Below are 21733 nucleotides of genomic sequence, written 5' to 3' on the forward strand. Positions count from 1 at the left end.
CTGCCGGCCAATTTACCAAGGAATGGTGACCTATTAGAAAGAGTGGCGGCTTGGGCCTCATATATACTTGAGGAAGGCTTTCGGGAAGGCTTGCGGTTTTGCGAGCCTTCCTAGACGTTAGATCACCGCTGGTGGAGGGGAGTTGCAGTTGAAATATTTGGGTAGAGTCTATTTAACTCTCAACTTGTTGATTTTTGCGTCTATCGGTCTGGGAGCTCTGTTTAATCCAGAGGCTTTCGCTGCAGCAGTTGGCCTGTCATTCATTTCCCCTGCAGCTGTGCCAGAGTTTCTTGCTACTTATGGTGGCTTTATGCTGGCAATTGCCGTAATTCTCTTAATTGCTCTGGCAATGCGGCCACACCGCCGGGCAGCCTATGCGGCTTTGTCGATTTCTTATATTGGGTTCGCCATGGGTAGACTTTTTGGCATGCTGGCAACCGGCAGCTTTGACGAGCGCAACTTGTTGTTTTTGGCCCTGGAAATATTGATGGTGGTCTGGGGACTTTTCTGTTATCGAGAATCTCGCTGGTTGCCGTTGCAACATGGACACTAAATGAGAGTTTTCCAATTCAAGTTGTACCTCTAAAGCTTTCGCTTATTGATAAATGACTTATTCTTTTCCCATCCAATAATTTTCCTTGTATTAATTATTGCCAAAAAGCCTGGCGAGGGCTTTCAGCCCTGGCCTGCTGTGTCTTTTTTATCAATTGAAAAATTGTTGCGCAGTGGCCCTGTGTGGCCTCTGATTGGTGGGTGAAATGTCACAGTTCCAAAGCTTGGTTGAAGCCTTGGTTATCCTGGTTGCTCTCTGTGCCTCGGCAATCTGGTTGCGTAAGCACCGGGTGATTCTCGAAGAGGAGCAGGGCGTTTTTGGGCGCCTAACGACGGATTTTGCACTGCCCGCAGTCATCCTACTCAGTTTGAGTAAGGTTCCTTTTTCCTCTCAGGCGTTAATACCGGCTGCAATTTTGTTCGTGGTTAGCATCGGTATTATGGTGCCCGCGTGGCTCATCGGAAAAATGATGGGATTAGGTCGCAAGACACTTGGCTCTATTGTATTGGTGGCTGGGTTTGGCGGCTCATCCACCTTGGGACTATCGTTGATCCGGCGGGTTTTTAACAATAATCCACTGGTAATGAGAGATAGTGTACTGATAGGGGAATATGGCGCCTTATTATCCGTGTTTACTTTTGGTGTTGCCGTAGCTATTTACTTCGGCAGGGATGAGGGAAAAAGGGAAAGTCTGTGGGAAGCCTGCAGGCCTTTTTTTACATCGCCAATTTTCATTGCCATGATCCTAGGAACTGTTATTTCTCTTATTAGCTTGCCTCAGGGAAATGTCTTTGTTCAACTATTTGAAGATATTTTGCGAGTTTCGGGTCGGTCCCTGATTGTACTGGTGGCATTCAGTATCGGTTTGGCATTGCGTCCAATTGCGGTGCGTGAACTGGCGGGTCTGATTACTGTTGCTGTGCTTTTGAAGTTAGTGGCAGAGCCTCTTCTTGCCTGGGTTCTGGCGCTGTCTTTTGAGCTGCCACACCTGGAGCGGGAGTTACTGGTTTTACAGTCTGCTATGCCCTCTGGTGCGATTGCTGCTGTCCTGGCTAAACGTTATGGATGTGATGGTGCGGTTGCCTCAGCTATGGTGGTGGCGACAGCCTTTATCAGCTTGGTATCACTGCCACTCACGCTGTATTTGGGAGGATGAGCATTCGGGATCCGGACCTGTGAATATCAGTTGAATGCCACAGGTCCGACCGAACGCCCTATGCGATAATTTTTTCTCCGTCCTCCCTATCTGGAGTTGGTGCCGTCCCATGGGCTTGAGGCAGCTTTTCACCATGGAGCTCCCCGTCTACCGCTTGGCGGAAAACTTTCTTGTAGTCTTTGAATTCAGTACCCATCAACCGGTCCCACCAAGTGAAGTAGAAGCCATAATTACCCTGGAATCGCTGGTGGTGAAGGTCGTGGTGGGTGGTTGTAGTCATATTGTCCAGCGGACCATCCACCCAGCTGCGTGGGTGAAATTCGCGGCCGGTATGTAGCATGGAGTTACGGAAAATCATTACAAACAGGAAACTGAGCCAGATAGTTGGGTGTAGGGGTATTGTTAGTGCAATCAGGGGGGAGAAGAGCCCATTAACAAAAATTTCCCCGATTGAAAAACTGTAAGCCGTCCAGGGTGTGGGAGTCCGCGACATATGGTGCAGACGGTGGAAGTGTTTAAACACCCTTGGGTGGTGCATGGCCCTGTGGGTCCAGTAAAAGTAGGCGTCATGTAAAAGGATAACTACAGGCAGGCTGATCAGGTTCCACCACATAGGGTAATCACTCCACTGCCAGTAAAGCTTGGCAATGCCCATATCCTGCAGCAGATTAATAGTGATACCGAAAAGAGTGAAAATACAAACGGTCAGCATTGAGTAGCTGACTTCTCGTCGAATGTCCCCCCAGTTGGCTCGGCGTTCTTGAATTCGGCGCCGGTTCATCCAAGCGCGAAATAGCCAGCCTGCACAGATACTCATTACCGAAGCCGCCAGCACATAGCGAAATAGGGTTAATTTAAAGTGAGTGGCTCCGTAGTGACTCACGTCCATTAGAAAATCCATACTCTCACCATCAATATTGTATTGGAAATGGAGTCGCTGTTTTCCCGGTAGGATTGGGGCAGCGCGTGCGGTGGAGTTTCCAGTCTGGGGACGTTTTTTAATAGAGGCTTGCGGAAAATGAAAAAATGCTGACGGATTCCGAACGGCTGCCCAATCAGGCGGGCAGCTTCTCGCGACGGTACTCGGTGGGAGTCAAATTATGGCGGCGCTTGAAGGCAGCATTAAAGGGGCTGAGTGAGCGGTAGCCGATATCCAGGGCGATAGTCAGTACCGGAAGGTGCGCCTGTTCAGGGTCTGCAAGGCGGGCGCTGGCTTCATCAATACGGAACTGATTTAGATACTCATTAAAATTCCGATAACCGAGATGGCGATTAATCAGAGTGCGCAGCAGGTGTTCGCGAGTATCCAGTTGCTCTGCCAGCTCCCGAATAGTAAGACCCGTGTGACGGTAGCCGCCGTTTTCCATATGCTCCTGCAGTTTTACCAGCTGTGCCTGCTGCTGTTCATCCAGACTTGGCACTGGTTCTGGTGGTGGTGCCTCTTCCTCTGGGGATTCTACTGGTGCTTGTGAAAGGGACTCCCCCAAGGCGCTGGGTGCTAGTGCCAGCAGCCATAAACAAGCTGCCAGCGATAAAAGGCTGGCTAACAGTGCGTGTAGGGTCGGTACACCATTCGGCACAGGTCGGTAAGCAAACAAAGACTCGGCACTGATCACAATAAACATATAAGCGCCAACTACAATTAACAGGATTGCGCGCAGGCGGCGGCGTTCTTCCACAAGGTCGGATTGGAATTGCCCTAACAGTGTCAACACTCCCAAGCCAATCAGGGCGAGGCGCAGGAATTGGGATAGATTAAAGAAAATTTCCTGTGCGTTGGCGCTCACTGAAATTGGTGCGTGATTTGCCATGACGCTGAAGATGATGGAGAGGGAAATCGGGAGCCAGCCCCAATGTGGGAAGGATTCCTCCTCTCGGCATAGCAAATGTGTAAAAAGCCAAAAGGCGGCAGGCACCAGAATCACAGGCATATGAACAAGCATGGCAACGGTGCCACTAAGCGCGGGCAGTGTCGGTAGTAGCAGGTAGCAAATTACGCCTAGCAGGACCAGAATCAGCCACCGACCTGCAGCGAGCTGGTAGTGGTTAATGGATACTTTGGCAGCCGCCAGCAACAGTAAAGCGCAGGCCCCGCCAGAGAAAAATAAATAACCGGCGGTCATGGCTTACCTCCAGCGGTTAGCCCAGGCATCCAGGACTTTGCTGCTATAGCTGTGGCGGCCATAGCTGCCATTGTAATAAGCGAGGGCATTGGCCAAGTTACCCTTGGCTTTCTTAATATAGTGCTTGAGGATTGTGCAGCCATAGCGCAGATTGGTATCCATATCGATCAGGTTGTCATCCGGACGCCCGATTTCCTTTTTCCAGAATGGCATCACCTGCATCATACCCTGGGCACCTACTCGAGATACCGCATAGGGATTGAAGGCGCTCTCGATCTGGATTACGGCGAGGACAATCTCCGGTCGTAGTCCCGCACGCGTCGCTTCGCGGTGCACCGCTTTCAGCACATGCATCCGTCTTTTAGGGTCTTTGATATAGCGGGATAGAGGCTGGGATTTTGACATCAGCCACACTTCTGCATCGAAGCGATCGACAAAACTGTTTGCCTGGCTGATGGCTTCTCTCAGGGCGAGGCGCAACTCGGGATCGACTTCATTGGAGATGCTCTGGGATTGGGCGCCACACCAAGCCAAGCATAACCATATTGTGGTGATAGCTTTTTTTATCATGGCTTGGATTTTACGAAATCCTGGCAAAATGGGCAGTGCCTTTTTGCGGACCTGTAACGCAAATCTACTTTATTGCGTAGTATTGGCAGGATACCCGGCCCGCTAAGGAGCCGGGATGGCGGGTTGTGGATTAGTGGCTGATTTTATCCAGTAAGACTTCTTCCAGCTGGGAGACAGCAAACTCCTGGCTTTCAGCATCGCCGCGCCCTTTGTACTCCACCACACCTTTTTCCAGACCGCGGTCGCCGATTACGATACGGTGTGGGATACCGATCAACTCGACATCTGCAAGCATGGCGCCAAGTCGTGCCTTTGGCTCATCCATCAGCAATACATCGATGCCTTTGTTGCGCAGGGATTCGTACAGGTGGTCGCACTTCTCCCGCACCACTTCGCTTTTGTGCATATTGATAGGCACGATCGCCAGCTGGAACGGAGCGATTGCATCTGGCCACAGAATGCCGGAATCGTCGTGATTCTGTTCGATCGCTGCCGCTACGATACGGGAAACACCGATGCCGTAACAGCCCATCGGCATTACCTGTTCCTTACCGTTTTCGTCGAGTACAGTGGCATTCATTGCGCGGCTGTATTTGTCACCCAGCTGGAAGATATGGCCTACTTCAATGCCGCGTTTGATTTCCAGGGTTCCCTGTCCATCAGGGCTGATATCGCCGGGAACCACATTGCGCAGATCGGCAATACGGCCGAGCTCTACATCGCGACCCCAGTTCACGCCGGTATAGTGGTAATCGTCGCGGTTAGCACCACAGATGAAATCTGCCAAGTGCGCTGCTGATCTATCCACAACCATCTCGATCTTCATGCCCACTGGGCCCAGAGAACCGATATTGCAGCCCAGCTCGTCAGCGATACGTTGCTCTGGTGCGAACTCAAGCGGGCTTGCGATACCGGCCAGCTTTTCCGCTTTTAGTTCATTTAACTCGTGGTCGCCGCGGAGGACCAGCGCGACCAGTGGTGCGGTTTCCCCTTCTTCGCATTCGCCCATCACAATGAGAGTTTTCACCGAGTGGGCAGGGTCGCTCTTCAGGAATTCGCTGACATCGGCGATGGTTTTCTGCCCTGGGGTGTGCACTTCCTGCATATCCCCACTGGGTGCGGCACGCTCACCGGCAGGGGCTACAGCTTCAGCCAGCTCTACGTTGGCTGCGTAACGGGACTCTGTGGAGAAGGCGATATCATCTTCACCACTTTGTGCCAGAACGTGGAACTCGTGGGAACTGGAGCCTCCGATAGAGCCGGTATCCGCCAGTACTGGACGGTAGTCCAGGCCAATGCGGTCAAAAATACGACAATAGGCATTGTGCATTATGTCGTAGGTTTCCTGCAGGGAGTCCGCATCGATATGGAAGGAGTAGGCGTCTTTCATGGTGAACTCGCGTGCGCGCATTACACCAAAACGGGGGCGAATTTCGTCGCGGAATTTGGTTTGTACCTGGTAGAAACTCGCCGGTAGTTGTTTATAGCTGTTGATCTCGTTGCGGATCAAATCGGTGATCACTTCTTCGTGGGTTGGGCCCAGGCAGAAGTGATTATTGTGGCGGTCCTGGATTCGCAGCAGCTCAGGGCCATACTGCTGCCAGCGGCCGGATTCTTCCCAAAGCTCTGCCGGTTGTACCACGGGCATTAGTACTTCCAATGCTCCGGCTCGGTCCATTTCCTCGCGTACAATACGCTCCACCTTACGCAGCACGCGCAATCCTGTGGGTAACCAGGTGTACAGGCCGGATGACAGGCGACGGATCATACCCGCGCGCAACATTAGTTGATGGCTAATTACCACCGCGTCGTTTGGGGTTTCTTTTTGGGTTGCAATGAGATAACGGGATGCGCGCATAGGAATCTGTTGGGCTCAATTATCAGTAAGCTGGCTATTTTACGCTATTCATCGCGCAATAAATATTGCCGCTTGGTTCTGGTCTGGTTATTAAGATTGGGGGGCAGTGAGCTCTATCTGGCTCATATCCTATGTAAGCCAAATTAAGTAGGAAAGGGCGTTTTCCGAGTACATTAGTAAAAAACCCCGCATGAGCGGGGTTTTTTACTGAGGAAGAGGGATGTCTTAGGACTCCGCCATTTCTTTCAGCTTCTTCAGCGGACGAACTTTCACCTGAATGCTGGCCGGCTTGGCCTTAAAGGTGGTCTCTTCACCAGTGAACGGGTTGATGCCCTTGCGAGCCTTCTTGGCCGGCTTCTTCACGGTGGTGATTTTCATCAGGCCAGGCAGAGCGAACTCGCCAATAGCGCGCTTCTTGATGTGACCTTCGATGATATCGCTCAGCTCATCCAGAACAGACTGAACCTGTTTGCGGGACAGCTCAGTGTTTTCCGCAATTTGGTTCAGGACCTGGGTTTTAGTGTACTTTTCCTTGATTGCCTTTACTTTTTTGGCCGGTGCGGCTTTCTTAGCTGGAGCCTTTTTGGCAGCAGCTGTTTTAGTAGCAGCTTTCCTGGTAACAGCCATGGCTTACTTCCTTCTTTTGTTGTTTGGTATGTATCCGGTAAAAGTGTGTTTGGTCTCCCGCTGCGCTGCATCCAAAAAACGGCGGTCTCAGCGGGTGATGGAGGGAAGTATATATAGTTTTTGTTCGGCCGCACGGGGAAATACTGGAAAAATAGTGCTTTTTCTATAGTTTTTAGCCTTTTTGTGACTCTGAAACCCCTCTCGACAGGCCAAAAGGTGGGGGCAGCTTCTTCCCTTTGGGGGGCTCATGTATACTCTGTCCCCCTTTTTACAGCACCAGGTACTGAGTAATGCCGATCTATGAATACCAGTGCAATGCCTGCGGCCATGAAATGGAGGCCCTGCAGCGCATGAGCGATGACCCGCTCAAAGACTGTCCAGCCTGTGAACAGGCAGAGCTGCGTAAGAAAGTTTCCGCGGCTGGATTCCGCCTGAAGGGCGGCGGTTGGTATGAGACTGACTTTAAAACCGGTAATAAGAAAAACCTTGCCGGTGGCGCAGCCAATAATGGTAATGCCAAGGGCGACAAGCCCGCTAAGCCGGCGGCAAAGACGGCCTAGATCCGCTGTGCGGGTTTGCCCGCGCGGTGTACTCTCTACTTAAACTTTTCACCTATCGATAACGGGAATTTTCATCCATGCGCAGCGACTACTGTGGCGTCCTTCGTTCCGCGGACATAGACCGTGTAGTAACCCTCTGTGGCTGGGTCGATCGCCGTCGAGATCACGGCGGTGTGATCTTCATCGACCTGCGCGATCGCGAGGGTATTGTTCAAGTAGTATTTGATCCGGATGCTGCCGAGCATTTCGAAATGGCCGACCGCGTGCGCAGTGAATATGTGCTTAAGGTCACTGGGCGTGTGCGTGCCCGCGCTCCAGAGGCATTGAATCCAAATATGGATACAGGTGAAGTCGAGGTATATGGCACCGAGCTGGAAATTCTCAATGCAGCGGAAACCGTACCTTTCCAGTTGGATGAGCATACCGAAGTAGGTGAGGACGTACGTCTTAAGTACCGTTACCTGGATCTGCGCCGCAATGAGATGCAGAGCAATCTGTATTTCCGCTCCAAGTTGACCACTGCTATCCGCAATTACCTGGATGAACACGGCTTCCTCGATATTGAAACTCCAATCCTGACCCGTGCCACCCCGGAAGGCGCGAGGGATTATCTGGTCCCAAGCCGGACCCACGAAGGTAAATTCTTCGCCCTGCCGCAGTCTCCACAGCTGTTTAAGCAGTTGTTGATGGTTTCCGGCTTTGACCGCTACTACCAGATAGCCAAGTGTTTCCGAGACGAGGACCTGCGTGCGGACCGCCAGCCCGAATTTACCCAGATCGATATCGAGACTTCCTTCCTCGACGAGGAAGAGATCATGGCGATCACCGAAGGTATGGTCCGCAAGCTGTTTAAGGAATTGAAGGGCATTGAATTGGGCGAGTTCCCCCGCATGACCCACTATCAGGCCATGTTGCGCTACGGTTCCGACAAGCCGGATCTGCGTATTCCGCTGGAAATGGTAGAAATTAAAGACCTGATGACCGAAGTGGATTTCAAGGTATTTTCCGGACCGGCTAATGATCCTAAGGGCCGTGTGGCCGCGATCAAAGTACCTGGTGGCTGCGATAAGCTGACCCGCAAGCAGATCGATGACTACGGTAAGTTTGTCGGAATCTATGGCGCTAAGGGGTTGGCCTATGTGAAAGTCAACGATCGCGCTGACCTTGAAAACGGTCTGCAGTCTCCAATTGTTAAATTCCTGCCCCTGGAAACACGCGCGGCAATCCTCGACCGTTTGCAGGCGCAAGATGGAGATATTATTTTCTTCGGAGCGGATACGGCTAAGGTGGTTTCTGAAGCCCTGGGTGCATTGCGCTGCAAGCTGGGTGAAGACCTGGATCTCTATACCAGCGAGTGGGCTCCCTTATGGGTGGTGGCCTTCCCGATGTTTGAGGAAAATGATGACGGTAGCCTCACCGCATTGCACCACCCGTTTACTGCGCCCTCTTGCAGCCCGGAAGAGTTGGAGAAAAATCCGCTCGAAGCTTTGTCGCGCGCTTACGATATGGTGCTAAATGGCACTGAGCTGGGTGGTGGCTCTGTACGTATCCATGATCAAGAGATGCAGCAGGCGGTATTCCGCATTCTCGGCATTGATGAGGAAGAGCAGCGCGAGAAATTTGGCTTCCTGTTAGATGCGCTTAAATACGGTGCGCCCCCCCACGGTGGCCTTGCCTTTGGTTTGGATCGTCTGGTTATGCTAATGACCGGCAGCGACTCTATCCGCGATGTGATCGCTTTCCCAAAAACCCAGAGTGCGGCCTGTGTGATGACAGATGCACCGGGAACGGTGGACGCCAAGCAGCTGCGTGAATTAAGCATCCGCCTGCGCCAGAAAGAAGAACAAATCAGCTGATTTTCCCCGGTGGGCTATGCGAAGCGAGCCCGCGAAATCGTGTAGATGGACAGCTCGCTTCGCTTACTGGTCCATCCCACGCACAGACTGAAGAGAGACGACAATGGCCGGACATAGTAAATGGGCCAATATCAAGCACCGCAAAGCGGCCCAAGATGCCAAGCGGGGCAAGGTTTTTACCAAGATTATTCGCGAATTGACGGTTGCAGCGAAAGCGGGGCCGAACCCAGATGATAACCCGACGTTAAGGGCTACCATTGATAAAGCTCTGGGCGCCAATATGAAGCGCGATACCATCGATAAGGCGATCGCCCGCGGGGCCGGAAATGCTGAGGGTGAAAACTACGAAGCGGTTGTATACGAAGGGTACGGTGTTGGTGGTGTAGCGGTGTTGGTAGAGTGCCTGACCGACAACCGCAACCGTACGGTGGCCGAAGTGCGCCACGCTTTTTCCAAGCGCGGTGGAAACCTGGGTACAGATGGCTCGGTAAGTTACCTGTTCACGCGTAAAGGTCAGATGTTCTACGAGACTGGGGTCGATGAGGATTCGCTGATGGAAGCGGCCCTGGAAGCGGGTGCTGAAGATATCGAGACCAATGACGATGGCAGCGTTGAAGTTACCACTGAATTCCAGGACTACCTGACAGTAAAAGACGCGCTGGTAGAAGCTGGTTTTACTCCGGATAGTGCCGAGATTGCGATGATCCCCTCCACCACAGTTCCCCTGGATAAAGAAGGTGCGGAGAAGGTGCTGGCGCTGGTCGAGATGCTGGAGGATCTCGATGATGTGCAAAACGTTTACACCAATGCGGATATTCCTGCAGAGGTCATGGAAGAGTTGGGCTAACTCCCGCTCACTGCAGGGCAGGGAGCGTCCTGCCTTGCCCCATGAGATTTTCGATACGCTCCTCACAAGCTCTCCCTTGACGCTTTCATCTCACCTTGGGACACTCCCACCACTATATAAACATACAGATACCTGGGGAGCTGCCTCTTGACCCGAATTATGGGTATTGACCCCGGCTCGCGTAAAACGGGCTATGGAATTATCGATGTGGAGCGGGGTAAGGCTCGCTATGTGGCTAGTGGGGTTATTCGTATTCCCGAGGGACCTCTGCCGGAACGCCTCAAGCTGATTTTCGATGCGGTGTGCCAGATTGCACAGCAATACCAGCCTGCACAGATGGCAATTGAAAACGTATTTATGTCCAAGAGTGCAGGCTCCGCCCTAAAACTGGGGCAAGCCCGTGGTGCCGCTATTGTGGCTGGGACCAATAGCGGCCTCGAGGTTGCCGAGTATGAAGCGCGCAAAGTCAAACAGGCGGTGGTGGGCAATGGCGGTGCAGATAAATTGCAAGTTCAGCATATGGTAAAAACCCTGCTGTCGCTGCCAGCGGCGCCCCAGGAGGATGCCGCTGATGCGCTCGCGGTGGCGCTGTGTCATATGCATACAAAGCAGACATTGGCATTTACCGCTGGAGATGGGGGGGCGCGCAGTCGCTTCCGTCGCGGGCGTCTCAGTATGTGAATGGCTCCTGCCGCTCTCCCTCTTTCGTTGGGGCAGGTATAACAAATTTGGAATAACACATGATTGGACGATTGAGCGGCTCTCTGGCCGCAGTGCAGCCGCCGCTGCTATTGGTGGATGTGCAGGGAGTTGGCTACGAAGTGCTCGCTCCCATGACCACTATCTTTGAGCTCCCGGCCCTGGGTCAGCAGGTGCAGTTACACACCCATTTGGCCGTTTCAGAGACTGCCCAGCAGTTGTATGGCTTTATCCGTGATGCCGATCGTAAGCTTTTTCGGATCCTGATAAAGGTAAGTGGTGTTGGACCCAAAATGGCACTGGCAATTCTGTCTGGACTCGACGGTGCGGCGTTGGCGCGCTGTGTTGCAGAAGACAATGTTGCAGCTCTGGTAAAAGTGCCTGGTGTGGGTAAGAAGACTGCTGAGCGTTTGATAGTGGAGCTGCGGGATAAGTTGACCCCGGACTTTGGTGATGCCAACGATATCCCCTTGATAGCCGCGACTGCCAGCCCCAGGGCAGATCATGCCGGAGAGGCTGAAAGTGCCCTGGCGGCATTGGGCTACAGGCCAACTGAAGCCAGTAAAATGGTTGCCCGCGCCAGCAAGGAGCAGCCTGATGCAGATAGTGCTACCTTGATTCGCTTGGCCCTGAAGGGCATGGCGCCCGCGTAAATTGAGTGCCCTGGAGTTGTTGCGATGATAGAAGCTGATCGCCTGGTAGCACCTGATCCGGTAGGCCCTGCGGGCCACGAAGAGCAGTATGACCGCGCTGTGCGCCCCAAGACTCTGTCGGACTATGTGGGTCAGCCGGTGGTGCGTGAGCAGATGGAGATCTTTATCCAGGCCGCCAAACTGCGCAAAGAGGCCCTGGATCACACCCTGGTGTTTGGCCCGCCCGGCCTGGGTAAAACCACCCTTGCGAATATTATTGCTGCGGAGATGGGAGTGGCTATCAAGACCACTTCCGGGCCCGTGCTGGAAAAGGCGGGCGACCTGGCCGCCTTGATGACCAATTTAGAGCCGGGTGATGTGTTGTTTATCGATGAGATTCACCGCCTGAGCCCACATGTGGAGGAAGTCCTGTATCCGGCGATGGAGGACTACCAGCTGGATATCATGATTGGTGAAGGGCCTGCGGCACGCTCAATCAAACTGGATTTGCCACCTTTCACCCTGGTGGGCGCCACAACCAGGGCAGGCTTGCTCACCTCCCCCCTGCGCGATCGCTTCGGCATAGTTCAACGCCTTGAATTCTATAACGTGAAAGACCTCACCAGCATCGTGCGCCGCTCCGCGGGCCTTATGGGGGTGGATATGGATGAGGGGGGAGCCCTGGAGGTGGCGCGGCGCGCCCGCGGCACCCCGCGGATTGCAAACCGCCTGCTCCGCCGCGTCCGCGATTATGCCGATGTTAAGGGCAATGGCTCTGTGGATTCGGCCACCGCGGATGCCGCGCTCAATATGCTCAATGTGGATGCCCGCGGCTTCGACCAGCTCGACCGACGCATGTTGCTAGCCATGATTGAGAAGTTTGATGGCGGCCCGGTTGGGGTAGACAGCCTAGCAGCAGCGGTGAGTGAGGAGCGCGATACCCTGGAGGACGTAATTGAGCCCTACCTGATTCAACAGGGCTATATCGCTCGCACACCTCGCGGACGGGTGGTTACAGGGCTCGCCTATGAACATTTCGGCATACCAGCGCCGGATAAAAAGCAGTGAGAGGAAATGGGGTGAAGGGAGACTTCAGTATTCCCATGCGTGTGTATATCGAAGATACAGACGCGGGCGGCATTGTGTATTACGTGAATTATTTGAAATATATGGAGCGCGCGCGCACAGAACTGTTGCGCTCCCTCGGTTATGATAAGCCGGCGATGCCGGCGCAGGGGCTTTTACTGGTGGTGCACTCCGCCGAGATCCAGTACCGCCGCTCCGCTCTACTCGATGATGCATTGCGCGCTACTGCGGCGATTGGCAAACTGGGGCGAGCCGCGGTGACTTTCGAGCAAAAAATCTGGCGCGGCGATGAGCTAATTTGCGAAGGTGTGGTCAAAGTTGCCTGTGTCGCTGACGACAGCCGCAGGCCCTGTGCCCTGCCGGAACCTATTTATTCAGCATTAAAGGCAGTTATTTAAGAAGATGAACGCCGGTGAACAACTTTCTCTTTGGGGGCTAATCCAGAACGCCAGCCTGTTGGTACAGCTCGTGATGCTGTTGCTTTTATTGGCCTCTGTGGTGTCTTGGGTCATGATTATCCAGCGCGGGCTTTACCTGTCCCAGGCCAAGCGCGGCCTCAGTAGCTTTGAACGTCGCTTCTGGTCCGGTGCGGACCTCAACAAGCTGTTTCGCGAGGGGAGTGAGCGCGCCGAAAAAGGCAAAACCGATGGGGTCGAATCCCTGTTCCGCGCCGGCTTTACCGAGTTTACCCGCCTGCGACAGCAGGGCAGCAGTGGCCCTGAAGCGGTTATGGAGGGTACTGAGCGGGCGATGCGCGTGGCCATGTCACGTGAGCAGGAAAAGGTGGAAATGAATCTGCCGTTTCTGGCTACTGTTGGCTCTGTCAGTCCCTATATCGGCCTGTTTGGCACCGTTTGGGGGATTATGAATTCTTTCCGCGGTCTCGCCACGATGCACCAAGCCACCATCGCCACGGTTGCCCCAGGTATCAGTGAGGCACTGGTGGCCACGGCTATGGGCCTATTTGCGGCAATACCTGCAGTGATGGCATACAACCGCTACTCGGCCAAAGCGGAGTGGCTGTTATCCAGCTACGAAACTTTTGCCGAGGAGTTTTCCTCGATCCTGCACCGCAAAGTGCACTCTGGCTGAGTAGTGAGTAGGCGAACCCTATGAGTGTGTTTCGCAAAGGAACCAAGAAGAAGCTGGTATCCGAAATCAATGTGGTGCCCTACATCGATGTGATGCTGGTGCTTCTAATTGTCTTTATGGTCACGGCACCATTATTGATGCAAGGGGTCAAAGTCGACCTGCCCAACGCGCCCTCGGCGCCGATGGAGGATACCGACGAGGAGCCGTTGATCGTGTCTGTACGTGCCGACGGTACCTATTACCTGAACCTGGGATCAGAGGAAAAAGAAGCTAAGCCACTGTCTGAAATCAAGGAGACAGTTGGCAAGGTTTTGCGCCAAAAGCCAAAAACCCCGGTGTTGGTATGGGGCGATACCGATGCCAGGTACGGCCTGATCGTGAATGCCATGACTGAGCTGCAACAGGCGGGAGCGCCCAGTGTCGGTCTGGTGACAGAGCCACCGCAGGGGTAGTGTGTCGGTGAATAAAGGCTTTTATGCACTGGCGATTATAATCAGCCTCCTGTTGCACGGAGCGCTGATTGCTGCCATCACTTATGGCTGGGATGCCAGCAGTATGCCCGAGCGCAAACCGATGCCAAAGTTTGTGCAGGCCAAGCTGGTGACGATTGAAGCGGCAACACCGAAGAAGAAACTGCCGAAAAAGGTCGATAAAATAAAACAGCGTGCTGAGCGCGAGGCGGAGCAAAAACGCAAGGCTGAGGTCGAACGTAAGCGCCGCGCAGCCCTGGAGCAGAAGAAAAAGCTCGAGGCGGAAAAGAAGCGCAAGGCGAAAGTCGAAGCTGATCGCAAGGCGCAGGCAGAAAAAGCCCGTCGCGAAAAAGAACAGCAAGAGAAGGCGCGCAAAGAGAAAGAGCTTCAGGAGAAGCTGGCCAAAGAGCGCCAGAGTTCCTTTGATGAGGCACTTCAGGATGAAGAGGACCTGCTGGATGCCCCCGAGGCGGAACAGGCTTTAGCTTCGGTTAGTGATGCGATCAATCGACATATTGCAGGTGTATGGAGTCGTCCACCTAGCGCCCGTAACGGTATGCTAACCACGGTAAAAATAAACTTTGTCCCCACCGGTCGGGTGGTGGCAGCTAATATCATCGAGAGTAGCGGAAATGCGGCTTACGATCGCTCCGTACTCACCGCCATTAAAAAGGTGGAAGTTTTTCCTGAGGTTGCCGAGTTGGCCAGGGAGGAACCGGTGATATTTGAGCGGGAAGTCCGTACAACTATAGTTAACTTTAGACCCGAAGATCTGCGCCAATGATCAAGAGCTTATTGAAAACAATTGTTATTTTTGCAATCGCCTCGGTGAGCCTAGGGGTTCGAGCCCAGCTGGTGGTAGATATCACAAGCGGTATCGATGATCCTACTCCTATTGCGATATCTCCTTTCAGCTGGTCCGGCAGCGGTGTGCTGAAAGAGGATGTCTCCGGGATTATTTCCGCAGACCTGCGCCGGAGCGGCCTATTCTCTCCGGTGCCCAAAGAGGACATGCTGTCTTTTCCTAAAACCCCGGAGGATGTGGTGTTTCGGGACTGGCGTATTCTCGGCACCGAGTACATAGTGACTGGCCGCATTGAGCCCCAGGCCACCGGTTACCTGCTCACTTTTGATCTGGTCAATGTGTTTGGGCAGCATAAGGTGTTTACCAAGCAAGTGCGCGGTGGCCAGACCCAGTTGCGGGATATCGCCCATCGCGCCGCCGATGAAATTTTTGAAGCCGTTACCGGTATTCGTGGTGCCTTCTCTACCGAAATGGTATACGTGCAGGAAGAAACCCGCGGCGGTAAACCCAGCTATGTGCTGATGCGCTCAGATATCGATGGCGCCCGCGCCAAGCAGATTCGCCGCTTTAATGCGCCGGTGATGTCTCCCATGTGGTCGCCAAATGGACAGGAGCTGGCTTATGTTTCGTTCGAGACCGGCCGCCCGGCGATATTCCGCGAGAACCTGCGCACCGGTGCGCGCAAGCAACTGACTAACTTCAAGGGCATCAATAGCTCGCCGACGTGGTCCCCCGATGGAACCAAGTTGGCCATGGTGCTCTCCAAGGACGGCAACCCGGAGATCTACGTACTGGATCTGGTGAGCAACAAGTTCACCCGTATGACCAGACACTTCTCCATTGATACCGAGCCAAACTGGATGCCTGATGGTAAATCGTTGGTTTTCACATCCGATAGGGGAGGAAAACCACAAATTTACCAATTGACTCTTGCCACTGGTCAAGTCGACCGCTTAACCTTCGATGGCGACTACAATGCGCGGCCGCGTGTTTCTCCTGATGGGAAGACGTTGGTCATGGTACATCGCAACCGGGGAACCTTTACCATCGCCACGATGGATATTAATTCGGGCAGAATGCGTGTCCTCACGGAGACCACACTGGACGAATCCCCTAGCATTGCACCGAATGGGGCAATGTTGATGTACGCAACCAAGCGCGGAGACAAAGGTATTCTGGCTGCGGTATCGCTGGATGCTGGGGTGAAGTACAACCTGCCCTCACAAAGAGGTGATGTCCGGGAACCGGCATGGTCGCCATACTTTGATTGAGGCGGGGGCCCGACGCGTTGATGCGTAGGGTGTTTAAAAGACCAATTTTAAAAATCTTTCAGGATTTTCGATAACACAAAAAAGCGGAGTAGCTTATGTTGAAATCAGTTAAAACAGGTTTTGGACTGGCCTGTGTATTTGCAGTAATGGCCGGTTGTAGCAGCACTGACAGTGACCAGAGCGGTCAGGAAGTTGTAAACCAAACCGACATTGAAGCTCCGGTTGAGACCAATGTTGTAGACGATGGCGAGGCTCTGGCTCCTCTGGAAAACGTAGTTTACTTCGACTTCGACCAATCCCTTCTGAAGCCGGAAACCCGTGAGTTACTGATCCGTCATGCTGACCGTATGCGCAGCGCTTCTGGCTCTGTGCGTCTGGAAGGCCACGCTGATGAGCTGGGTACCCGTGAGTACAACCTGGCTCTGGGTGAGCGCCGTGCTAATGCTGTACGCGACTTTTTGGTACTGCAAGGCGTAGATGCAGCTACTCTGGAAGTGATCAGCTACGGTGAAGAGCGCCCGGCTCAAATGGGCTCTAACGAAGCTGCCCGTGCGATGAACCGTCGCGTTGTTATTAACTAATCGTCAAAATGGATGCCAATGGCTTTTACGATTAGAAAACTGGCGATTACCGCAGCATTAATGGCTGCGGCATCGCCCGTATTCTCCCAGGCTCCGATTGTGGATCTGTCTGCCAGCAGTCAGGAGCAGTCGATTTCCCCGAGCGATAGTGACGCTGCGGAAATGCAGCTCGCCCGTGCCGGAAGTCCGGCCCCGAAAGCCAAGACTAACCCCCAGGCCGAAGCCTACTACCAGATGCAAGTGCTGCAGCAGGAAGTACGTGAACTGAGGGGGACGGTCGAGGAGCTGCGCCACGAGATCAAACGTCTCAAGCAGCAGCGCACCGAGGACTATATGGACCTGGATCGGCGTATTGCCCGCCTCAGCGGTACAGAGCCCTCGTCTCAGCCGCCAGCCAATGCCGACGATGGCGGAGCAACTTCCGCTCAGGGCGGTAGCGCAATGCCTGTCAAGCCTCAGGGCCCAAAAGACGGCAAGAGTGAGCGCGATCGCTATCAGGCCAGTTTTGGCCTCGCTCGCAATGGCGACTACGGTGGTGCCAGCGCTGAGTTCAAGAGTCTGCTGCAAGACTTTCCCAATGGGCAGTACGCTCCCAATGCCAACTACTGGCTGGGTGAGATAGCACTAGTGCAGGGAAACCTGGAAGAGGCTCGAGAATGGTTTGTGGCACTGCTTGATGGCTACCCCAACTCCAATAAAGTCTGGGACGGTCGTTACAAGCTGGGTACTGTTTACCACCAGCTTGGTGACCAGCAGAAAGCCCGCAACCTGCTTGAGCAGGTTGCTGCCAGCGACGCCAGGGCATCAAACCTGGCGAAGAAGTATCTCCAGGAGAACTTTTAGTAGCGGATAATTCGTTACTCTCAAAGTACCATCGCTGGTTTTTTGAGCAGAAAAAGCCTATGATCCCGCGCCCGGATGGCATGTGCCCTCTGGGCGTTTTTGTGTCGGGTGTATATGTCCAGTCTGTCTAAAGAATCACTGAGAATTAGTGAAATTTTCTACTCCCTTCAGGGGGAAGCACGAGAAAGTGGCCTGCCAACAGTGTTTGTTCGCTTAACTGGCTGCCCGCTGCGCTGTACCTATTGCGACTCCGAATACGCTTTTTATGGTGGAGAGCGTATGACCCTGGAGCAGATATTACAGCAGGTAAAGAGCCATCCTGCGCGACATGTCTGTGTGACTGGCGGTGAGCCCCTGGCGCAACCCAATTGCCTGCCCTTGCTGGAGTCCTTGTGTGATGAGGGTTACTCAGTAAGCCTGGAGACCAGCGGGGCCATGCCTGTGGACCAGGTAGACCCGCGTGTCTCCCGGGTTGTGGATCTGAAGACACCAGCTTCTGGGGAGCAGCACCGCAACCGCATGGAAAATATGCAAGTGCTCACCCGCGATGACCAGATTAAATTTGTGATCTGCGATCGCGGCGATTACGAGTGGGCCAGATTTACGCTGGATCAGTACAGCTTGCCAGAGCGAGTAGGAGAAGTGCTCTTCTCGCCCAGTTATGAGCAGCTGCAGGCGCGGCAGCTAGCTGAGTGGATACTGGCGGATGGCCTGCCGGTGCGTATGCAGATGCAGCTACATAAGTTGCTCTGGGGAGATATTCCTGGGGTTTAATTCCATGCCCGGGTTTGCCGTCTGCTGCGTATAAATAAATGAGGAACTGATGACTGCAAAGAAAGCGGTAATTTTGCTATCTGGAGGCCTGGATTCAGCCACCGTACTCGCTATGGCGAATGCTGAGGGCTATGAATGCTACGCATTAGGGTTCGATTATGGTCAGCGCCATGAGGCCGAACTGTTAGCCGCGGAAAGGGTTGCCAAGGCCCAGGGTGCCCGTGAGCACAAGGTAGTCAAGCTGGACCTGCGCGCTATTGGCGGCTCTGCTCTGACCGATGACTCTATTGAGGTACCGGAAGAGGAAACTGCTGGCATCCCTGTCACCTATGTACCTGCACGAAATACGGTTTTCCTTTCTATTGCCCTCGGTTGGGCTGAGGTTCTGGGGGCGCAGGATATTTTCGTTGGTGTTAATGCGGTGGACTATTCTGGGTATCCCGACTGCCGCCCAGAATACATTGATGCCTATGAAAAAATGGCAAACCTTGCCACCCGTGCTGGCGTTGAGGGGCACAAGCTCTCAATTCGCGCGCCTCTGATGCAGATGAGTAAAGCGGATATTGTGCGTGAAGGGACGCGTCTTGGGGTGGACTACAGTTTGACGGTATCCTGTTACCAGGCGCGCCCGGATGGAGCCGCCTGTGGGCGTTGCGATAGTTGCCGTCTGCGCGCAGCGGGTTTTGCAGATGCAGGCCTTGAAGACCCTACAGTCTATGCACAGTGACCGGTACCTGGTGCCAAATTTCAAAGAAAATACCTAACTCCTTAAATTTGTTGGATTTTTTTTCGAATTAGGTATTGTCTTTTCGGAATAGATCCGTAAGATACGCAGCTCCTCACATTGAGGCACGGAAAAGGGTCGTTAGCTCAGTTGGTAGAGCAGTTGGCTTTTAACCAATTGGTCGCTGGTTCGAATCCAGCACGACCCACCATTTTCCACCGGGTAAACACACAATTACCCAGTATGCTTTTTATATCTCCGCGCGAGAATAAAAGCTTCCTGAGTTGGGACATACCAAGATAGCCCAACGTTAAAGGGTCGTTAGCTCAGTTGGTAGAGCAGTTGGCTTTTAACCAATTGGTCGCTGGTTCGAATCCAGCACGACCCACCATCTCCAAAACCTCTCAGAATTCAGCGATTATGAGAGCATCTGAATTGCTCTACAGTCTCCTTCTGTCATCCGATTCCCGAGAGATTATTGCATAACTACATTTCGTCAACATGATTCCCCTCTTTGGCATAGTTTCCAATATTCTTATGGTGAAACTTAAATTCAGTTATGCCAGTGCGAATGTTGAAGTTGAATAGGGAAGTGGGCACAAATTTTTTTCCTATACTTTCAGTGCTTCTTTCTCATGGCGATATCCCTCTCGTTCAATAAAAATTAGCTCAGTGGTTGATCGGCCCAGGATCAGCCGATTTGAGAATAGTTTCTAAGTATTTAGCTTTTCTGTATCTCAATTGATTCAGTGCTATGGGGCGTAAGTCTCTCGTAGTCAGTTATCCACATTCCGATCTGTAATTCTTATCGCGCATTGACCTTAGTGAAAATCAGCGCTGTTTTATAGCTGTATTCTGCAAAGAGCGATTGCTTTGGCTTTTTGGGTGGTTAATAGTACCTGTTTAGGCCATGCAGAATTTAGTGATAAAACTTTAGTGGAATTTTATTGCCAGGAATTGTTTCCGGGTTCATGAGACTTACTGAAAAAATAAAAAATTCTATAGTCTGAGAATTATCATTGGGCCGGTTAAAGTTGTTGCGAACTGATTTGGAATTACCGGTAAAGTGCCGCTGGTAGACTGGAGCAAAGCCTAATGGCGACTGACATTCTGACTGAAAATCCAATGTAGAGTTGTGGTACGAATATTGGATCTATTATCCGGTCATTTCAGCCATATCTTTAGGGTAGGGGGTGAAATGAATGTTGCTGAGACCGAGCAGAATGCTATTAGCGGAGGTGCTGTAATGGTTAATCAACTAGGGGGTGACAATTTACAGTTTGCTTCCCAGACAAATGGCAGTCAAACCGCCCAGGTAACACAAAATGGCAGTGGAAATATGGGGAGCGTTTTCCAATAGATAAGCCAAAGAAGGCGCAGGATATTAAGTGGATATGATCTTGTGGAAGGGGTTGCTGTTCCATTTTACAGTGTGCAAAAAGAATTTCTGAGTGGGAACTTTCGTCAAGAAATTAAAAGATAATTGAGCAGTTATTCCCGGCTAAGATATTTTCCCATGGCTAGGGCAGCGAGTTCGCCGAGGTAAAGTGCAGAGGTTAAGCCGGGGGATTCAATACCAAAAAAGGCTAGCAACTGCAGGTTAGATGCCTGGCCTTTTTGATAGATGTAAAAATCGCCTGCAGGGGCACCTTTGGGGACCAGTTTTGGGCGTATTCCTGCGTAGTCAGCGTGTAAAGAGCCACTTGGTAGGCCGGGCCAATACCGGCGGATGTTTCGATAGAATTTTTCACCGCGCTTTGCGTCTATGCTGTAGTCAATCGCATTGACCCATTCTACATCAGGCCCAAATCGAGCATGGCCGGCTAAATCGAGAGTGAGATGTATACCCAGCCCACCTCGTTCAGGCAGGGGGTAAATCAAGTGTGAGAAAGGAGCCTTGCCGGATAGGGTAAAGTAGCTCCCCTTGGCCATATACAGTGGTGGGATTGCTCTGAGAGTGGCTTCATCTATGCCGGAAAGCAACTTATTGGTGTGGAGTCCTGCGGCTACTACCAGCCGGGGTGTCTTGAGCTGGTAGCCATCCTCCATTGTCAGCAGATAGTCGTGCCCAGTGAACGACAGGTTTGTGACTCTGGTTGATAGGGCTAGTTGGCCACCTTGATCTTCCAGGGCTCCCTGAAGAGCGAGTAGCAGGGCGTGGCTATCAAAAATGCCTGTCGTTGGGGAATAAATTGCAGCGCAGCACTCCAAATCGGGTTCCAGCTTTCGGACATCCTTTGCAGTAAGAATTTGCAGCCCCCCTGCGTTGTTTGCATCGCCTTGTACTTTCAACGCATGTAGTTGAGGCAATTGGTCCTCGCTGGTGGCCACGATTAACTTACCGATGCGCTTGTGCGCTACGGCATATTGCTCGCAGAACCTGTAGAGCCTGGACTTGCCTTCGACGCACGCGCGGGCTTTTAGGCTATTAGTCGGGTAGTAGATCCCTGCATGAATGACTTCGCTGCTGCGAGCGCTGATCTCCGTACCTATAGCATTGTGTTGCTCGAGTACTATAACCCGGCGACCAGAGCGGGCGAGTGCATTAGCACTGGCAAGACCCAGGGCTCCGGCCCCGATCACTATGCAATCAGCTGTATCCATAA

Annotated in this window: 24 protein-coding genes and 2 tRNA genes; 20 read left to right on the forward strand and 6 right to left on the reverse strand. The window is 52.8% G+C overall.

Annotated elements, in window-relative coordinates; translation table 11 throughout:
- The first annotated feature begins 148 nt into the window (after positions 1 to 148).
- Together ABWV76_RS19185 and ABWV76_RS19190 are read left to right on the forward strand one after the other, a co-directional pair.
- Complete coding sequence (locus ABWV76_RS19185) at positions 149 to 553, forward strand: DUF4345 family protein (RefSeq protein WP_169337095.1); 405 nt, start codon at positions 149 to 151, stop codon at positions 551 to 553.
- Positions 554 to 758: 205 nt separating this feature from the next.
- The gene (locus tag ABWV76_RS19190) at positions 759 to 1709 is read left to right on the forward strand and encodes an AEC family transporter (protein ID WP_353376991.1); all 951 of its coding nucleotides are present in this window, start codon (positions 759 to 761) and stop codon (positions 1707 to 1709) included.
- Positions 1710 to 1767: 58 nt separating this feature from the next.
- On the opposite strand, the gene ABWV76_RS19195 is transcribed toward ABWV76_RS19190, so the two are convergent.
- The 5 genes from ABWV76_RS19195 to ABWV76_RS19215 all read right to left on the reverse strand — a co-directional run bounded on the left by ABWV76_RS19195 (position 1768) and on the right by ABWV76_RS19215 (position 6887).
- Positions 1768 to 2610 carry a sterol desaturase family protein gene (locus ABWV76_RS19195; RefSeq protein ID WP_020411948.1) on the reverse strand — a complete coding sequence of 281 codons (843 nt, stop codon included), beginning with the start codon at positions 2608 to 2610 and terminating at the stop codon, positions 1768 to 1770.
- Positions 2611 to 2764: 154 nt separating this feature from the next.
- A complete protein-coding gene (locus ABWV76_RS19200) occupies positions 2765 to 3832 on the reverse strand; it encodes a helix-turn-helix transcriptional regulator (RefSeq protein WP_353376992.1) in 1068 nt (355 codons plus the stop codon).
- A 3-nt stretch (positions 3833 to 3835) separates the two neighbouring features.
- Positions 3836 to 4402: a lytic transglycosylase domain-containing protein gene (locus tag ABWV76_RS19205; protein ID WP_353376993.1), complete on the reverse strand. Its 567-nt coding sequence runs from the start codon at positions 4400 to 4402 to the stop codon at positions 3836 to 3838.
- Positions 4403 to 4532: 130 nt separating this feature from the next.
- On the reverse strand, positions 4533 to 6260 hold the full coding sequence (locus tag ABWV76_RS19210; protein WP_353376994.1) for a proline--tRNA ligase: 1728 nt from the start codon (positions 6258 to 6260) through the stop codon (positions 4533 to 4535).
- 225 nt (positions 6261 to 6485) lie between these two features.
- The gene (locus tag ABWV76_RS19215) at positions 6486 to 6887 is read right to left on the reverse strand and encodes an HU family DNA-binding protein (protein WP_020411952.1); all 402 of its coding nucleotides are present in this window, start codon (positions 6885 to 6887) and stop codon (positions 6486 to 6488) included.
- 290 nt (positions 6888 to 7177) lie between these two features.
- On the opposite strand from ABWV76_RS19215, the gene ABWV76_RS19220 reads away from it, so the two are divergent.
- The 18 genes from ABWV76_RS19220 (at position 7178) to ABWV76_RS19305 (ending at position 20487) form a co-directional block, all read left to right on the forward strand.
- Complete coding sequence (locus tag ABWV76_RS19220) at positions 7178 to 7447, forward strand: FmdB family zinc ribbon protein (protein WP_020411953.1); 270 nt, start codon at positions 7178 to 7180, stop codon at positions 7445 to 7447.
- Positions 7448 to 7524: 77 nt separating this feature from the next.
- A complete protein-coding gene (gene aspS / locus ABWV76_RS19225; protein WP_020411954.1) occupies positions 7525 to 9303 on the forward strand; it encodes an aspartate--tRNA ligase in 1779 nt (592 codons plus the stop codon).
- Between the two features lie 103 nt (positions 9304 to 9406).
- Entirely contained in the window at positions 9407 to 10150 is a 744-nt protein-coding gene (locus ABWV76_RS19230; RefSeq protein ID WP_353376995.1) for a YebC/PmpR family DNA-binding transcriptional regulator, read from the forward strand.
- Between the two features lie 147 nt (positions 10151 to 10297).
- Positions 10298 to 10831, forward strand: coding sequence for a crossover junction endodeoxyribonuclease RuvC (gene ruvC, locus ABWV76_RS19235; RefSeq protein WP_353376996.1), 534 nt, complete (start codon positions 10298 to 10300; stop codon positions 10829 to 10831).
- 59 nt (positions 10832 to 10890) lie between these two features.
- The gene (gene ruvA, locus ABWV76_RS19240; RefSeq protein ID WP_353376997.1) at positions 10891 to 11502 is read left to right on the forward strand and encodes a Holliday junction branch migration protein RuvA; all 612 of its coding nucleotides are present in this window, start codon (positions 10891 to 10893) and stop codon (positions 11500 to 11502) included.
- Between the two features lie 24 nt (positions 11503 to 11526).
- Complete coding sequence (gene ruvB / locus ABWV76_RS19245) at positions 11527 to 12549, forward strand: Holliday junction branch migration DNA helicase RuvB (protein ID WP_353376998.1); 1023 nt, start codon at positions 11527 to 11529, stop codon at positions 12547 to 12549.
- Between the two features lie 35 nt (positions 12550 to 12584).
- Positions 12585 to 12965 carry a YbgC/FadM family acyl-CoA thioesterase gene (locus ABWV76_RS19250; RefSeq protein WP_444946936.1) on the forward strand — a complete coding sequence of 127 codons (381 nt, stop codon included), beginning with the start codon at positions 12585 to 12587 and terminating at the stop codon, positions 12963 to 12965.
- Positions 12966 to 12969: 4 nt separating this feature from the next.
- Entirely contained in the window at positions 12970 to 13659 is a 690-nt protein-coding gene (gene tolQ / locus ABWV76_RS19255) for a protein TolQ (protein WP_020411960.1), read from the forward strand.
- Positions 13660 to 13679: 20 nt separating this feature from the next.
- Entirely contained in the window at positions 13680 to 14111 is a 432-nt protein-coding gene (gene tolR / locus ABWV76_RS19260) for a protein TolR (RefSeq protein ID WP_282951630.1), read from the forward strand.
- Position 14112: 1 nt separating this feature from the next.
- Complete coding sequence (gene tolA, locus ABWV76_RS19265) at positions 14113 to 14913, forward strand: cell envelope integrity protein TolA (protein WP_353376999.1); 801 nt, start codon at positions 14113 to 14115, stop codon at positions 14911 to 14913.
- On the forward strand, positions 14910 to 16205 hold the full coding sequence (tolB, locus tag ABWV76_RS19270) for a Tol-Pal system beta propeller repeat protein TolB (protein WP_353377000.1): 1296 nt from the start codon (positions 14910 to 14912) through the stop codon (positions 16203 to 16205). Before tolA ends, tolB begins: the two co-directional genes overlap by 4 nt.
- A gap of 95 nt (positions 16206 to 16300) precedes the next feature.
- Positions 16301 to 16786, forward strand: coding sequence for an OmpA family protein (locus tag ABWV76_RS19275; RefSeq protein ID WP_353377001.1), 486 nt, complete (start codon positions 16301 to 16303; stop codon positions 16784 to 16786).
- A gap of 18 nt (positions 16787 to 16804) precedes the next feature.
- Positions 16805 to 17629, forward strand: a complete 825-nt coding sequence (gene ybgF / locus ABWV76_RS19280; protein ID WP_020411965.1) for a tol-pal system protein YbgF — start codon at positions 16805 to 16807, stop codon at positions 17627 to 17629.
- A gap of 114 nt (positions 17630 to 17743) precedes the next feature.
- On the forward strand, positions 17744 to 18403 hold the full coding sequence (gene queE / locus ABWV76_RS19285; RefSeq protein ID WP_020411966.1) for a 7-carboxy-7-deazaguanine synthase QueE: 660 nt from the start codon (positions 17744 to 17746) through the stop codon (positions 18401 to 18403).
- Between the two features lie 49 nt (positions 18404 to 18452).
- Positions 18453 to 19130, forward strand: a complete 678-nt coding sequence (gene queC / locus ABWV76_RS19290) for a 7-cyano-7-deazaguanine synthase QueC (RefSeq protein WP_020411967.1) — start codon at positions 18453 to 18455, stop codon at positions 19128 to 19130.
- A gap of 132 nt (positions 19131 to 19262) precedes the next feature.
- Positions 19263 to 19338 (forward strand) — tRNA-Lys (locus tag ABWV76_RS19295).
- Between the two features lie 104 nt (positions 19339 to 19442).
- Positions 19443 to 19518, forward strand: a tRNA-Lys gene (locus ABWV76_RS19300).
- 807 nt (positions 19519 to 20325) lie between these two features.
- The gene (locus ABWV76_RS19305) at positions 20326 to 20487 is read left to right on the forward strand and encodes a hypothetical protein (protein ID WP_020411969.1); all 162 of its coding nucleotides are present in this window, start codon (positions 20326 to 20328) and stop codon (positions 20485 to 20487) included.
- Positions 20488 to 20618: 131 nt separating this feature from the next.
- Here the strand turns inward: ABWV76_RS19305 and ABWV76_RS19310 are convergent, their stop codons facing one another.
- Positions 20619 to 21731 (reverse strand): NAD(P)/FAD-dependent oxidoreductase, encoded by a 1113-nt coding sequence (locus ABWV76_RS19310; RefSeq protein ID WP_020411970.1) that lies wholly within the window; start codon positions 21729 to 21731, stop codon positions 20619 to 20621.
- Positions 21732 to 21733 lie beyond the last annotated feature (2 nt).

This window comes from Microbulbifer sp. NBRC 101763 (genome assembly GCF_040371615.1).
GTDB classification, from domain to species: domain Bacteria; phylum Pseudomonadota; class Gammaproteobacteria; order Pseudomonadales; family Cellvibrionaceae; genus Microbulbifer; species Microbulbifer variabilis.

Bases quoted from the DNA above. Each gene is read 5' to 3' on its own strand.
- ABWV76_RS19205 (WP_353376993.1), bottom strand. From the start codon at position 4,402: ATGATAAAAAAAGCTATCACCACAATATGGTTATGCTTGGCTTGGTGT.
- ABWV76_RS19190 (WP_353376991.1), top strand. From the start codon at position 759: ATGTCACAGTTCCAAAGCTTGGTTGAAGCCTTGGTTATCCTGGTTGCT.
- ABWV76_RS19215 (WP_020411952.1), bottom strand. From the start codon at position 6,887: ATGGCTGTTACCAGGAAAGCTGCTACTAAAACAGCTGCTGCCAAAAAG.
- ABWV76_RS19275 (WP_353377001.1), top strand. From the start codon at position 16,301: ATGTTGAAATCAGTTAAAACAGGTTTTGGACTGGCCTGTGTATTTGCA.
- ABWV76_RS19305 (WP_020411969.1), top strand. From the start codon at position 20,326: ATGAATGTTGCTGAGACCGAGCAGAATGCTATTAGCGGAGGTGCTGTA.
- ruvA (WP_353376997.1), top strand. From the start codon at position 10,891: ATGATTGGACGATTGAGCGGCTCTCTGGCCGCAGTGCAGCCGCCGCTG.
- tolQ (WP_020411960.1), top strand. From the start codon at position 12,970: ATGAACGCCGGTGAACAACTTTCTCTTTGGGGGCTAATCCAGAACGCC.
- ABWV76_RS19310 (WP_020411970.1), bottom strand. From the start codon at position 21,731: ATGGATACAGCTGATTGCATAGTGATCGGGGCCGGAGCCCTGGGTCTT.
- queC (WP_020411967.1), top strand. From the start codon at position 18,453: ATGACTGCAAAGAAAGCGGTAATTTTGCTATCTGGAGGCCTGGATTCA.
- ybgF (WP_020411965.1), top strand. From the start codon at position 16,805: ATGGCTTTTACGATTAGAAAACTGGCGATTACCGCAGCATTAATGGCT.
- tolR (WP_282951630.1), top strand. From the start codon at position 13,680: ATGAGTGTGTTTCGCAAAGGAACCAAGAAGAAGCTGGTATCCGAAATC.
- ABWV76_RS19195 (WP_020411948.1), bottom strand. From the start codon at position 2,610: ATGGATTTTCTAATGGACGTGAGTCACTACGGAGCCACTCACTTTAAA.
- ABWV76_RS19230 (WP_353376995.1), top strand. From the start codon at position 9,407: ATGGCCGGACATAGTAAATGGGCCAATATCAAGCACCGCAAAGCGGCC.
- ruvB (WP_353376998.1), top strand. From the start codon at position 11,527: ATGATAGAAGCTGATCGCCTGGTAGCACCTGATCCGGTAGGCCCTGCG.
- queE (WP_020411966.1), top strand. From the start codon at position 17,744: ATGTCCAGTCTGTCTAAAGAATCACTGAGAATTAGTGAAATTTTCTAC.
- aspS (WP_020411954.1), top strand. From the start codon at position 7,525: ATGCGCAGCGACTACTGTGGCGTCCTTCGTTCCGCGGACATAGACCGT.
- ABWV76_RS19200 (WP_353376992.1), bottom strand. From the start codon at position 3,832: ATGACCGCCGGTTATTTATTTTTCTCTGGCGGGGCCTGCGCTTTACTG.
- ABWV76_RS19210 (WP_353376994.1), bottom strand. From the start codon at position 6,260: ATGCGCGCATCCCGTTATCTCATTGCAACCCAAAAAGAAACCCCAAAC.
- ABWV76_RS19220 (WP_020411953.1), top strand. From the start codon at position 7,178: ATGCCGATCTATGAATACCAGTGCAATGCCTGCGGCCATGAAATGGAG.
- ABWV76_RS19250 (WP_444946936.1), top strand. From the start codon at position 12,585: ATGCGTGTGTATATCGAAGATACAGACGCGGGCGGCATTGTGTATTAC.
- tolB (WP_353377000.1), top strand. From the start codon at position 14,910: ATGATCAAGAGCTTATTGAAAACAATTGTTATTTTTGCAATCGCCTCG.